General features: G+C 65.7%; 9 protein-coding genes. 3 read left to right on the plus strand and 6 right to left on the minus strand.

Annotated features, from left to right (window positions below; genetic code table 11):
- Positions 1–182: 182 nt before the first annotated feature.
- Positions 183–641 carry a MaoC family dehydratase gene (locus tag AT984_RS18690; protein ID WP_058721395.1) on the minus strand — a complete coding sequence of 153 codons (459 nt, stop codon included), beginning with the start codon at positions 639–641 and terminating at the stop codon, positions 183–185.
- A gap of 98 nt (positions 642–739) precedes the next feature.
- On the opposite strand from AT984_RS18690, the gene gstA reads away from it, so the two are divergent.
- The gene (gstA, locus tag AT984_RS18695; RefSeq protein ID WP_058721396.1) at positions 740–1348 is read left to right on the plus strand and encodes a glutathione transferase GstA; all 609 of its coding nucleotides are present in this window, start codon (positions 740–742) and stop codon (positions 1346–1348) included.
- A 64-nt stretch (positions 1349–1412) separates the two neighbouring features.
- Here gstA and AT984_RS18700 read toward each other — a convergent pair whose 3' ends face one another.
- The 3 genes from AT984_RS18700 to AT984_RS18710 form a co-directional block, all read right to left on the minus strand.
- Entirely contained in the window at positions 1413–2996 is a 1584-nt protein-coding gene (locus tag AT984_RS18700; RefSeq protein ID WP_058722458.1) for a thioredoxin family protein, read from the minus strand.
- Positions 2997–3181: 185 nt separating this feature from the next.
- Positions 3182–4135: a DMT family transporter gene (locus tag AT984_RS18705; RefSeq protein WP_082680172.1), complete on the minus strand. Its 954-nt coding sequence runs from the start codon at positions 4133–4135 to the stop codon at positions 3182–3184.
- An 89-nt stretch (positions 4136–4224) separates the two neighbouring features.
- Positions 4225–5556 (minus strand): DUF4397 domain-containing protein, encoded by a 1332-nt coding sequence (locus tag AT984_RS18710; RefSeq protein ID WP_058721397.1) that lies wholly within the window; start codon positions 5554–5556, stop codon positions 4225–4227.
- Positions 5557–5750: 194 nt separating this feature from the next.
- Here AT984_RS18710 and AT984_RS18715 point away from each other — a divergent pair, with 194 nt between their 5' ends.
- Both AT984_RS18715 and AT984_RS18720 read left to right on the plus strand, forming a co-directional pair.
- The gene (locus AT984_RS18715) at positions 5751–7817 is read left to right on the plus strand and encodes an NADPH-dependent 2,4-dienoyl-CoA reductase (protein ID WP_156422246.1); all 2067 of its coding nucleotides are present in this window, start codon (positions 5751–5753) and stop codon (positions 7815–7817) included.
- Between the two features lie 169 nt (positions 7818–7986).
- Complete coding sequence (locus AT984_RS18720) at positions 7987–10353, plus strand: putative bifunctional diguanylate cyclase/phosphodiesterase (protein WP_058721399.1); 2367 nt, start codon at positions 7987–7989, stop codon at positions 10351–10353.
- Positions 10354–10408: 55 nt separating this feature from the next.
- Here AT984_RS18720 and AT984_RS18725 read toward each other — a convergent pair whose 3' ends face one another.
- Together AT984_RS18725 and AT984_RS18730 are read right to left on the minus strand one after the other, a co-directional pair.
- Positions 10409–11323, minus strand: coding sequence for an HDOD domain-containing protein (locus AT984_RS18725; RefSeq protein ID WP_058721400.1), 915 nt, complete (start codon positions 11321–11323; stop codon positions 10409–10411).
- 135 nt (positions 11324–11458) lie between these two features.
- Complete coding sequence (locus AT984_RS18730) at positions 11459–13408, minus strand: DUF885 domain-containing protein (RefSeq protein WP_058721401.1); 1950 nt, start codon at positions 13406–13408, stop codon at positions 11459–11461.
- Positions 13409–13595: the final 187 nt, after the last annotated feature.

A 13595-nucleotide genomic window follows, 5' to 3' on the forward strand; every position in this document is an offset into this window, starting at 1 on the left:
CGAAGCGAAGTGAGTAGCTCTGAGGCCGCACAGCCAAGCCGGAAGGCTTGGCTCGGCTGCCGAAGGACTTGCCGCGATACCAGCGGCAAGGCTGTCACCAACTGATTGATCGGGTTGTTGCGTGGCAGACCGCCCGAATGGAGCGCAGCAAAGCAAAGCAACGTGAGCCGCCCTGCGACGACTCAAGCTGCCGCGCCAGCGCGTCGCCCGAACATCCCCCAGCCTTCCATGCTCAGCACCTGCTCATCGTGCTGATTGAACACAGCCCAGAGGCTGCGCACCAGGCCGATTTGCGGGCGGCTATTGCTGGGGCGTGCCTCTTGCACGGTCATGCGCACATGCAAGGTGTCACCGGGGCGCACCGGCTTCAACCAGCGCAGGTTGTCGATGCCGGGTGAGCCTTGGGAGGTGGAGTCGAGTAGGTAGGCGTCGCACATCATGCGCATCACCATGGCGCAGGTGTGCCAGCCGCTGACCGATAAGCCCCCCAGCACCGACGCGTCGGCCGCGGCCTCGTCCAGATGCAGAGGCTGCGGGTCGTAGGCGGCGGCGAAGCGCAGGCCCTCCTCGCGGTCGACGATGCGGCCACCGAACTCAAAAACGCGTCCGGGCGTGAAGTCTTCAAAGGCATAGGTCGGCATGGCCCGAATATAGCCGTAACGTGAAAGGGCTTCGCTTCGGCAGGGGCGCGCATTTGGGCGTATCGTCGGCGCTCCTTTGATCCCCAGGAATGGAATCTATGAAGCTCTATTACAGCCCCGGCGCCTGCTCCCTGTCTCCCCATATCGCTCTGCGTGAAGCGGGCCTGCCCTTTGAATTGGTGCTGGCCAGCACCAAGACCAAGAAGCTGGCCGACGGCAGCGACTTCTATGCCATCAACTCCAAGGGCTCGGTGCCTGTGCTGGAGTTGGACAATGGCGAGCGCCTGACCGAAGGCCCGGCCATCGTGCAATACATCGCCGATCAGGCCCCCGCCGCCAAGCTGGCGCCGGCCAATGGCAGCTGGGAGCGCTATCGCCTGCAGGAGTGGCTCAACTTCATCACCTCCGAGCTGCACAAGGGCTTTTCGCCCCTGTTCAACCCGGCTACCGGCGAAGAGCACAAGGCCCTGGCGCGCACGCAGCTGGCCAGCAAGCTGGCTTGGGTGAACGCGCAGCTGGAAGGCAAGCAGTACCTGATGGGCGATGAGTTCAGCGTGGCCGACGCTTATCTGTTCGTGGTCAGCAACTGGGGCCAGTATGTCGGCGTGGAAGTCGCTGGCCTGCCGAATCTGGTGGCCTTGCGCGCCCGCGTGGCCGCCCGCCCCGCGGTGGTCGAGGCGATGAAGGCCGAAGGCCTGATCAAGTAAACAAAGGGGGTCGAATCAGGCGGGCACTGGCCCACCTGATCAGCCCTTGGGCCTTCCTCGGGCCTCAGCCCTTCTTGGCCGTCAGCAGCGCCTCACAGGTGGCGCGCTGCTTGTCGGCGGCGTCCACCTTGGGGCAGATGCCGTCGAGCTGGCTGCGCAAGCGCTTGAGCGAGGGCTCGTACTGGCCCTTGGCATTCCACTGCGTCAGGCTGGTGCCCACTTTTTGCAGTGAACGCGCGCTGCGCTCGTAGAAGGCGCCCTTGTCCTGGGCGGCTTCGCTGAACAGCTGGGCGGCAGTTTTCTCGATGCGGGCGCTGTCTTGCGGGTTCAGCTCAATCAGGGTGCTGACGTAGTTGGCGCCCCATTGCAAGCGCGTGGCCGGGCCTTCGCTTTTGTTGAAGGCCTCTTCAGACCAGCGCAGCGCTTCGTCCTTTTTGCCCAGCTTCTTGGCATTGCTGGCCAGGCCGCTCATCAGGTAGTAGGGCGAATGGCTCTTGGCCAGGCCGGCCTTGAGCAAGGCGTCGCTGTCCTGCCACTGGCCGGCTTGGCCCAGCAGATGGGCGGCGGAGCTGATGACGGCCTGGCGCTCGTAACCGTCGCTGATTTCGCGGTCAGCGCGGGCGGCTTGTTCCTTCACATCCTTCACCAGGCCGGCGTTCAGCTTGGGATAGAGCTCGGTTTTGGGCAGATCCAAGCGGGCCAGGTCAACGCGGGCTTGCAGGGCTTGCAGGCGGTCGGCGCGGGACAGGCTGGTGTCGGCTTCGAAGCGTTTCAGGCTGCTGTCAAACTGGCCCAGCAGCGTGGTGCGCTCAGCGCCGGCTTGCGGGCTCAGCGACTTGACGATGTCGGCCGCGCCATTGCTCAGCACATCGGCCAGCGCACGCGACTCGGCGGGGCTGGCCAAGACCTTGGCCAGGCGGGCGCGTTGCGCCGTTTGGTCCTTCAGCTCGTTCTTGCCGTCATCATTGGCGGACAGTGACTTGAGCCACAAGCGGGTGGCCGTTTCCGGGTCCACCGCCTGGGCTTGGGTGGCCAATTGGGCCAGCAGAGGCGTCACTTCGGCGGCAGGCAAGAGCTGACCCTGGTCGGTTTCCCAGGAGTAAAAGCCCAGCAAGCGCCACTCGTTGACGCTGAGCTTTTTGCCGGCGCGGGCGTCGGCCAGCACCGTCTTCACCGGCCGGCCACCGGCCAGGCCCAGCTGCATCACCTTGAGCACCTGCGGGGCGTCAATCTCGCCGGGCAGGCGGGTCAGTTCCTGGCCATCGGCACTGAACAAAATCATCGTCGGGTAGCCGCGCACCTTGAAACGGGTGCCGAGCTTTTGGGCGCCGGGCGAGTCACCGTCGATGTGCACGGCCACGAAGGCGCGGCTTTGCTCGATGAAGTCTTGGCGGTTGAACAGCGTGGCCTTGAGCTGATTGCAAGGTGGGCACCACTTGGCACCCCAGTACAGCAGCAGCGGCTTGTTGTCGCCGCGGGCTTGGGCAAAGGCGCGCTCGATGTCGGCATCCGCGCCGGCTTCGGCCCAGGCCACGCCGGGCGCTTGCGTCAGGGTGGCATGCGCGGGCAGGGCGGCGGCGCCAAACAGCGCAGCCAAGGCCAGGCAGCTGGCGCGCGAGAGGGAGGACAAGGGCTTGTTGAGCGTCATGGTCATCAGTGAGGTGGCGTTGCAGTGGGTACCAGCGGCTAGGTTCTAGCCGCCGAGCCTGGCAAGGGTCACCAGATTTTGCCTGGCGCCTGGGCTGACATTGTGGGGCCAAGCCGGGCCCTTGCCTTAGGCGCAAAGTGCATATCCATCTGCGCAAGGGGCGAAGGGCGCCCGCTTTGGCGCGTTCAATCGATCGGTGGTTGGCTGTCGATCTGGGCGCTTGCCTTGTTGCTGCCGCCGCTGTTGTTGCTGAACTGCGCCAGCGCGACGCCGCCCAAGGTGATGGCGGCTCCCAGCAACTTGGGCCAGGTGAAAGATTCGCCGCCGGCCAGCCAGGCCGCCAGGCCCGCAAAGGCCGGCATCAGGTAGATCAGCGGTGCGCTGCGGGCCACGCCGCGCTGGGCATTGACCCAGCCCCAGGCCAGCCAGCTCAGAAAACCAATCCCCACCACCGCCCAAGCCGCGCCCAGCCAAAGCCAGGCCGGCACCTCGGCCCAAGCGGTTTGCCGGGCGCCCGGCCAGCTGTAGATCAGCAGTGGCAGGGCGGCGGCCAGGCTGGCATAGGCCATCACCGGCACCGCGCCGTGGCGCTGGATCAGCGGTTTGGCGGCCACCGAGTAGTAGGAAAACATGGCCGCCGCCAGCAGCAAGATCAGGTCGCCGCCACTGGCACGCCAGTTGGCGGCCAGCAGCTTGTCCGACATGAACAACAGAGCCCCGCAGGCCGCCACCGCGATGCCCAGCACCTGGGCGCGCTGCAGATGCTCCAGCCCGAAGGCGCGCAGGATCAGCAGCGTGAACACCGGCCCGCAAGCCAGCATCACCGAGCTGGAAAACGGCGTCGACCAGTCAATGCCGTAGCTGGACAGCGCCAGGTGCAAGCCCTGGCCCAGCAGGCCCAAACGAGCCAGCGCCCAGGCGTCGGCGCGTGACACACGCGGCCAGTGCCGGCCGTAGCGCTGCAACATCAGGCCCGTCACCAGCAGCGGCATCAAGGCAAAGCGCAGGAACAAAAAGCCCTGCGGCCCGAGCGCCGTGAGCAGTGCTTTTTGCAGCGGAAAGTTCAGGCCCCAGGCCAGTACGACCAGCAGGCCGACCAGCAGGGCGTGGCGGGATTCTTGCGCTTTGTTTTCAGTCATTTCTGGCCCCTCTGGCCCGTCTTGCAGCATGGTGCGCGCACAAAAAAGGCCACCCGAAGGTGGCCTTGCTGGCTTCAGAGAAGCAAGACTTATTGCGCCGGCACGAGGTCGTCGCGGTTGATCTGCACCGTGTAAGGCACGACAGAGTCACCCAGCACGAAGACGGTGAACACGGCATTGGCGGTGAAGTTCACGCCGGTCAGTGTCTGCAGCGGCGGGTTGGCCGTGGGCAGAGCGACGTTGACGCGCGAACCGGTCGCCAAGCTGGTCAGCAGCTGCGGTGTGGAGGCAAAGCCGGGCAGCACATTGCTGGCCACGCTGGCGAAGTCCACTTGCATGCTGGCACCGGCGGCGGTCGAGACACCGTTCATCAGGCGCACCTTGGTGTAACCGGCCGTGGAGGGCAGGCGGTTGTCATCGGAAATCACCGACACCACCGGCGCAGCCACCGTGCCCGACACCAGCAAGGTGTAGTCGCCACCGGCGGTCAGGGTCGGGGCAGCCACGGTCACGGGCACGCCGTTGAGCGTCACGGCCAGGGTCGATGCACCGGCCTTGGTCGTCACGTATTGGCCAACCACTGGGGCCAGCGATTGGGTCAACAGGGGCTGGCTGTTCAGCGTAGCGCTGACCGAGGTGCCGGCCGACGAGGCCACGCCATTGACGGGTGCGGAGGCCGAAGCCACGCCGTTCACCACGCGAGCACGTGCAGACGTGGTCAGGTAGTTGGCGGTGCTGCCTTGCTGCTTGAGCACGATGCCATTGACCAGCTTGCCGCCGGTGGTGGAGGTGGCGATCAGGGTCTGCACGGTGGCCGAGTCCAGCGTCACGCTGGGCAGGTCCAGGCGGATGTCGTTGGGCTTGCCGGTGCCGGTCAGGGTCAGGCGGAAGGCGCCGCTATTGAGCAGGTTGTAGCCGCTGCCGCCAATGATGTTGGTGGCGATGGGCGTGGAGCTGGTCAGCGGGCCGGTGCCGTTGGCAGCGGTGACGTAGAGGTCCAGGGCGCCGGCATCGGCGGCCAGGTTCAACAAGAGCAGCTTGGCCTTGTTGGCATCCGGGTTGGGTTCGGTTTCCTGCAGCAAGGTGGTGCGCACAGCGCCGGCCCAGCCGTAGGCAATGATGGTGTAGTTGCTATTGCCCGCCAGCGTGGGGGTCAGCGAAACCACGGCGCTGCCGTTGCTGCTGTCCAGCACTTGCGATGCGGTGGAGCCGGTGTCAACGCTGCCATAGGCGCCCACGCCGCCGTAGGCGACCTTGGCGTTGAGGCTCTTGCTGTTCACGGAAAGGTCCAGCGCCGAATAAGAGACGCTGGCATTCAGCAATCGGACATTGGTACTGCTGCTGCTGCCACCACCACCGCAAGCGGAGAGAAGGGCGGCGCCGGCTAAGGTCAGGCCAAGCGCCCAGGGTTTGAATCGCATTGAAAAGCTCCGTTGAATGGTGTTGCGCGATTGGGCTCGGTCCCTGTTGCCAGGGCGTGTGGCCAATGTTTCGCTCATGTGAAGACACCTGAAGTTGACACCTCACAAGCCTTCATATTACAGGAGGCGGCTCTAAATCATTCCGGAGCGGCGCTGCTAGCATGGCCCGCACCGCCGCTCACCCGCCCAAAGACATGAACTATCCCCATCTGCTCAGCCCCCTGGACCTCGGTTTCACCACCCTGAAAAATCGTGTGCTGATGGGCAGCATGCACACCGGCCTGGAGGATGGGCGCAAGCATTTCGAGCGCATGGCGGTCTATTTCGCCGAGCGTGCGCGTGGCGAAGTCGGCCTGATCGTCACCGGCGGCTATGCCCCCAATATCGAAGGCTGGGCCAAGCCTTTCGCCGGCACCCTGGCCACCAGTGGCGCGGCGCGGCGGCATCAAGTCATCACCCAGGCCGTGCATGCCGAGGGCGGCAAGATTGCGCTGCAGATCCTGCACACCGGGCGTTACGGCTATCAGCCTTTTTGCGTGGCGCCTTCGCGCATCCAGTCACCGATCTCGCCTTTCACCCCGCGTGAACTCTCGGCGCGTGGCATTGAGCGGCAGATCCGCGCCTTCATCCGCTGCGCCAAGCTGGCCAGGGATGCCGGTTACGACGGCGTGGAGGTGATGGGCTCGGAAGGCTACTTCCTGAACCAGTTCCTGGTCACGCATACCAATCAGCGCACTGACGAGTGGGGCGGCAGCTACGCCAACCGCATGCGCATCGTGATCGAGATTCTGACCCGCATGCGCGAAGCGGTGGGGCCAGACTTCATCATCATCTACCGCCTCTCCATGCTGGACCTGATCCCCAATGGCAGCAGCTGGGACGAGGTGGTGGAACTGGCGCGCGGCGTGGTCAAGGCTGGCGCCACCATCATCAATAGCGGCATCGGCTGGCATGAGGCGCGCATTCCCACCATCGCCACCTCGGTGCCGCGCGCTGGTTTTGCCTGGGTGACCAAGAAGCTGCGTGATCAGCTGCGCGCTGAAGGCATCACCACCCCGCTGATCACCAGCAACCGCATCAACGCGCCCGAGGTGGCAGAGAACGTGCTGGCCGAGGGCAGTGCCGATATGGTCAGCATGGCGCGACCCTTCCTGGCCGACCCGGAGTTCGTTAAGAAAGCGCGCCAGAACCGCGCCGACGAAATCAATACCTGCATCGCCTGCAACCAGGCCTGCCTGGACCACACCTTCGCGCAGAAGATTTCCACTTGCCTGGTCAACCCGCGTGCCGCTTACGAGCAGGAGATTCAAGTCCTGCCGCTCGACGCCGCCCGCCATCAGCATCGCAAGAACATTGCCGTGGTCGGCGCCGGCCCGGCCGGCCTGGCGGCGGCCACTACTCTGGCCGAACGCGGCCATGAGGTGCATTTGTTTGATGGCGCGGCCGAGATCGGCGGCCAGTTCAATCTGGCCCGGCGCATCCCCGGCAAGGAAGAGTTCAGCGAAACCCTGCGCTACTTTGCCCGCCGCATTCAGGTCACCGGCGTGCAGCTGCATTTGAAGCGCCGCGTCAAAGCCGAAGAGTTGCTGGGTTTTGACGAAGTCATCCTCGCCACCGGCGTGACGCCGCGCGACCCCCGCATCAAGGGTCAGGACGACCCCGCGCTGGCCGCCAAGGTGCACAGTTATATCGACGTGCTGACCGGTAAGGCCCAGGTCGGCCGCCGGGTTGCCATCGTGGGCGCTGGCGGCATCGGCTTCGATGTGGCCGAGTTCCTGGCCGAGCATGCCGGCCAGTCACTCAGCATGGATGCGCCCGCCTGGCGGCGTGAATGGGGCGTGGTGGATCCGCAGGAGCAGCGCGCCGGCCTGACCCGCCCACAACCCGCACCACCGGCGCGCCAGATCACCTTGCTGCAACGCAAGGCCGGCAAGATGGGCGCGGGCCTGGGCAAGACCACCGGCTGGATCCACCGCGCGGCTTTGAAGATGAAGCAGGTGGAGATGGTGGCCGGTGTCAATTACGAAGCCATCACGGCCGAGGGCCTGTGGGTCAGCTACGGCGAAAAGCGCGCCGACACCCAATTGATTGAGGTGGACAGCATCGTGCTGTGCGCGGGCCAAGAACCCTTGCGTGAGCTCGAAAGTCCCCTGCGTGCGGCAGGCGCCCGCGTGCATCTGATTGGCGGCGCGCTGGAGGCTGGCGAATTAGACGCAAAGCGTGCAATTTTGCAGGGAACCCGGCTTGGCTGCAGCCTCTAAGGGCCACCCCGACTCAAGCCCTGCACGCACACTACCGAAACGGGCTCAAAGCATCCGAGGGGGTGCGCTTCCTTCTTGGGCCATCGGTTTGAAGAACGGTGCCAGATTCCGGCCGCAGCTTGCGGCACGGCGCAAGCTGGACACCGTCGAAACTTTTTATGGGTAGGGCATGGGGCAACAAAAATCTGGATGGCTGCGCACGGCGCGGGCCCCGGCGCTGCTGGGGCTACCGGGTGTGTTGAGCGCGCTCGGCGCACTGGGTGTGCTCGGCGTGCTTGGCCTCTTGGGTTTCAGCGGCCCGGTCTGGGCGGTGGCTCAGCAGCCGATGGCCGGCCTCAGCGTCTGGGTCTACGGCCTGGGTGTTGGCGCGGCCTTGGTGCTGGCTTTGTTGCTGCGTTTGCTGGTGGTGTTGCGCCAGCGCCTGCGCCGCCGCCGCGCTGAGCTGCATGCCGAACGGCGTGAGCGCAGCAAGCTCAGCGCCTTGCTCAACGCCATCCCCGACCCGGTGTATTTCCGCGACCAGCAAGGCGCGTTTGAGGGCTGCAACCCTGCGTTTGAGCTGTGCACCGGCGTGAGCGAGACTGCCTTGCGCGAGCAGGGCACGCAGCATGACCAGCCCGGGCTGGAATGGAGCCATCTGCGCGCTGGCGCCGACCTGGCCGAAGCCACGCAGCGCGCCCTCAGCTGGACGACCGGGCCGGACGGCCAGCGCATCTGCCTGGACGTGGTGCAAGCCCCGGTGCTGGTGGACGGCGAAAACCTGGGTTCGGTGGGCGTGGCCCGCGACGTCACCCGCTTGCGCGCGGCGATGACGCAGCTGCACCGCGCCGTCACGGTGTTCGAGCATTGCGGTGAAGGCATCATGGTGATGGACGCCGACTTGCTGATCCGCGACGTCAACCCCGCCATGTGCGCCATCACCGGCTACAGCTGCGAAGAGTTGCTGGGCACCATGCCGCAATACCTGCAAATCGGCGTGCAAAACCCCGAACTGCTGCGTGAGCTGTGGGCCGAGGTGGAAGCCAAGGGCAAGTGGAGCGGCGAGCTGGTGGAGCGCAACAAGTCCGGCATTGCCGTGCCCTTGTGGGCCACCCTGGTCAGCGTGCCACCGGCCGAAATGGGCGGCGAGGGCCATTACCTGGCGGTGCTGACCGATATTTCCCGCATCAAGCAGACCGAGGCCGAGCTGCTGCACCAAGAGCTGCATGACCGCCTCACCGGCCTGCCCAATGCCGCTTTGCTGCGTGACCGCATCAACCGCCAGATCGGCGTGGCCGAGCGCGAGCGCAGCGGTGTGGCCCTGCTCTATATCGACCTGGACGGCTTCCGCGACGTCAACGATGTGGCCGGCCATGCCGCCGGCGATGCCGTTTTGCAAGAAGCCGCGGCCCGTTTTGTGAATGTGCTGCGCGCCAGCGATTCGGTCGCCCGCGTGGGTTCGGATGAGTTTGTGGTCTTGCTCTCGGGCCTGGTGGACGAGGAAACGGCGATGCGCTTGGGTGAGCGCTTGATCGACGCGATGAGCGAGCCGGTGCAAGTCAATCTGGGTGAGCAAACGCAGCGCTTCAATCTTGGCGCCAGCATCGGCCTGGCTCTGTACCCGACCGACGGCAACGATGTTGACGATTTGCTGCGCAATGCCGAAGCGGCGATGTGCCGGGCCAAGGTGCATGCGCGCAACTCGGTGCAGGCCTACCGCCCTGAACTCACCGCTGCCGTGCGCCTGCGCTTTGAGCTGACCCATGCCCTGCGCCATGCCAATGAGCTGGCGCAATTCCGCCTGGAATACCAACCCCAGGTGCGCTTGTCGGACGGCGTGCTGATCGGTGCCGAGGCGCTGCTGCGCTGGCGCCATCCCAGCCGCGGCGCCATCTCGCCGCTGGAATTCATCCCCCTGGCCGAGGACACCGGCCTGATCGTACCGATTGGTCGCTGGGTGCTGGAAACCGCCTGCGCCCAAGCGGCAGCCTGGCATGGCGTGCCGGGCAAGCCGCAGCAAGTGGCGGTGAATGTGTCGGCCCGGCAATTGCGCCAGCCCGATTTTGTGGCCATGGTGGACAGCGTGCTGGCCCGCAGCGGCTGCCCGCCTCATGCCCTGGAACTGGAAGTGACCGAAAGCCTGCTGCTGGAAGATGCCGAAGGCGCCATCGAGCTGCTGGGCGCGCTGACCCAGCGCGGCGTGCGCGTGGCGATTGACGACTTCGGCACCGGCTACAGCTCCTTGTCCTATCTGCGCCGCATGCCGGTGCAGACGCTCAAGATCGACCGCAGCTTCGTCAGCGAGTTGGGCAATGGCGACGCCAACGTCGCGGCGATTGCCCGCACCGTCATCGTGCTGGCCCGCAGCTTGAATCTGGATGTGCTGGCCGAGGGCGTGGAAACCGCCGAGCAAGCCGCCTGGCTGCAGCGCGAAGGCTGTGACTGGGCGCAAGGCTGGTTCTTCGGCCGGCCCATGGCCGCAGCGGATTTCAGCTACACGGTCACCCCGGTGGCCGTCAGCGGCGTTGAGGCTGAGATGGACTTGCTGCCTGCCTGACTGTGCGCAGGTGGGCGCTGCTCGCTAGCGCCGTGGCGGCGCAAGCCGCTGGCCTTCAGACCAGTTTGGGCAGCAGGCTCAGGGTCGGCTCCAGGCCCAGATGCAGCAGGTCGGCAATGTCTTTGACGTCTTGCGCCAGCGCCGGGTGATAGAGCCCGCCGGGCGTGTTCAGCTGCTCCACAGGCAGGTGCATCAAAGCCTTGAGGCTGGGATCTTTGCGGGTGTGGCGCGCCAGCCGGATGGCCAGACTCACGCAGCGCACCTGGGCGCGCTTGGCATGGTCGTCATCGGTCAGCTGGGCCAGCACATCGGGCAGGTGCCAGGCCTTGATCAGCGCCAGGCGCAGCTCCAGCAAGTCGATGCCCAAAACCATGCGGCAGGCCTGGCGGGTGCGCAGCCCCGGCGTGGTCGCCTGCAAGGTGTCGATCTGTTGGGCCAAGGTGGGCGCATGCAGCCACATCATCATTTCCACGAAGTGATGCAGCAAGGCGGCTTCGTGGATCAGCGGTGCATTGGGGTCGTCCAGCTGGGTGGCAAAGCCATGGGCAAAGCGCGCTGCGCGGTGGCCCAGGTCCAGCACCCGGTCCAGGCCGCTCATGGCTTCCATCCGCTCGGCCAGCCAGTTCTCGGCGCAGGGCAGATTGGTGAATGAGCGGAAGAAGGGCGTGATGCCCATCAGGATCAGCGTCTCCAGCGAGGACACGCTTTTCGGGTCGGCCGGGTTGCGGCCCTTCAGATTCTTAGCCCCCGCGTGCCGCAGCAAGCGCAGCAGCATCAGCGGGTCGTTATTGATCAGGGCGGCCAGATCATTCATGTCCACCGTGTCTTCGTCCAGCGCCAAGGCGTCGATTTGCTCGGCGGTGGTGGCCAAGACCGGCATCTCGATGGCGCGAAAGTAGTCCACCCAGGCCGTTAGGCTGGACTTGGGCTTTTCGAGAAACAGCGGGCTGAGGGGAATTGATGGCTCCATGGCGCGAACGCTACGCTCTGCAATGAGTTGCGTCTAGCTGAGTCATCGGCCGCGGTTCAGAAAACTGAAGCCGCGGCACCCTGGCATGGCCCCCGGTAAGGCCCAACACGGCCCGGCACGGCGCCGGGCCTGTGCTCAGCGCTGCGTCTGCGCCGGCGTCAGCGGCGCCTTCTTGGCCGGCGCTTGCTGCTGCATCATGCGGCTGACCATGGCCACCGGCGCGCTGCCGTAGCTGAGGAATTCCTCGTGGAAGGCCTTGAGGTTGAAGCGATCGCCCTTGGCCGCTTTGAGCTGATCGCGCAGCGCCAGAATTTCCGAGAAACCGGCGAAGTAACTGCTCAGCTGCACAGAGCTGACCTGGGCGCGATGCCACTTCTCGGTCGCCTCGGTGTGCGACTGGAAGGCCTCGCCTTCCAGCAGCTGCAAACCCTGCGCCTCGCTCATGCCCAGCACATGCACCGAATAGTCCAGGATGGCATTGCAAACCACGCGCAGATTCCACTTCGCATACATCAGGCCCATCTCGGGGCTGGGCTTGCCGTCCACCTGGCCCCAGCCGCTTTCCATCATCATGCGTTCCGAGTAGACCGCCCAGCCTTCCACCATGGCGCCGTTGCCGAACAAGGCCTTGACCTTGGAGGGCGATTTGTTCGAGTACAGCAGCTGCACGTAATGGCCGGGAATGGCCTCGTGGATGCTCAGGATCTGCAGCACCCAATGGTTGTACTCGCGCAGATAGGACTCGGTCTTCTCGGGCTTGCCGATCGGGTCCAGCGGGTCGACGTTGTAGTAAGTCACGCCCTGCGGGTCCAGCGGGCCGGGCGCGCTGATCGAGGCGCCCGCCAGCCCGCGCATAAAGGCCGGGGTCTCGCGCACCTGTAGTGGCTTGCTGGGGTCCAGGGTCAGCAAATCATGCTTGACCACCCAGTCCGCCAGGGCCGGGATCTGCGCGCGGATGTCATCGAAATAGCCTTCCGCCGAGACATGCCGTTCCGACAGCTTGTTGATCACCCGCGCGATCTTGCTCAGGCGCTCGGCCGGAGGGGCCTCACCGGGGAAGAGGCTGGGCCACAGGCCGTCGGCCAGCTCGCTCATGCGGGCGTGCAGGGCGGCCTTTTGGTCGAGGGCGCGCTGGAACAGGGTCGGCGCGTCCACCGAGGCCTGAATCTCGTAGCGGAACTTCTCGTTGAAGGCCTCGCGGCCGATGCGCCAGCTGCGGCCGCTGCCGTCGGCGGTTTGGCGGGCGTCGATCTGCTCCAGCGCCTTGATGAAGCCTTGGGTGGATTGCAAGGCCACATCGCGCAGTTTGAGCACGCGCTGGCGGCTGGCCGCGTCCAGCTTGGCGCTGTCCAGCAGGGCCGGGATGTCTTGGGTGAACAGCTCCAGCCCGCCCTTGTTCTGCTGGATGGCCATTTGCAGCAGCGGCGCGGCCGGCGCCTTGATCTGCTGCAGGGCGGCGCGGTAGTAGGCCGGCACTTGGCGCAGGCGCTGCTCCACCAGCTTGACGCGCTGGGCCGGCGTGAACTCGCCCTTGTTGAGCAGGTCGCTGAAGCCACCGGCCACGTTGTAGCCGGTGGGGTCCCAGACATCGCTGCGGAACTGCTGCAGCGACCAGCGCATGCCTTGCAGATGGTTGTCCAACAAGGCCAGATCACCCAGCTGCCCGGCGTTCAGGCTGAGCTTGGCCGGCAGGGCTTGCAAGCGCGCCAGCCATTGCTCGCAAAAGCGAATCTGCGCCAGGCGCTCAGCCTCGGTGGGCGCGGGCAGTCGGGCGGCGGCCTGGTAGTGGCCGGCGGCCACGGCCGCATCGGGCAGCAGCTGCCAGTAGGCCTTCAGGAAGGCATCCACTTCCGCATCGAAGGCCTGGGCCTCACTCGCTTCAGGCGCCGCATCGGCCTCGCTCTTGGCCACTTTGGCCTTGTAGTCGCGGGCAGCTTGCGCCTCGGGTGTTTTCACCGGCGCGGCCAGGCTGGCTGGGCTCAAAAAGCTGCCGCTCAGGCCCAACAGCAGGGCGGCGAAACTGGCCTTGTTGAACGGGATCAGGGCGGAGCGGGCGGGCGAGGCGGAGATGAGCGGCTTGTGCATGGGTGTGGCTGGGCCTGGTAGCTGGGGATAGGGCGAGATTCTGCGCCATGCGTTCGCGACATCAGCGGCCAGAGTGGCTTGAGCGGCGTATGGTTTTCCCGCTGAGGCCAATTTCGCGCGCTGACTCGTTCAGTGACTGACTGCCCATCCAGCCACAAGCGCCGACCCACTAGCCCCACCGTGCGCC

This window comes from Paucibacter sp. KCTC 42545 (assembly GCF_001477625.1).
Lineage (GTDB): Bacteria > Pseudomonadota > Gammaproteobacteria > Burkholderiales > Burkholderiaceae_C > Paucibacter_A.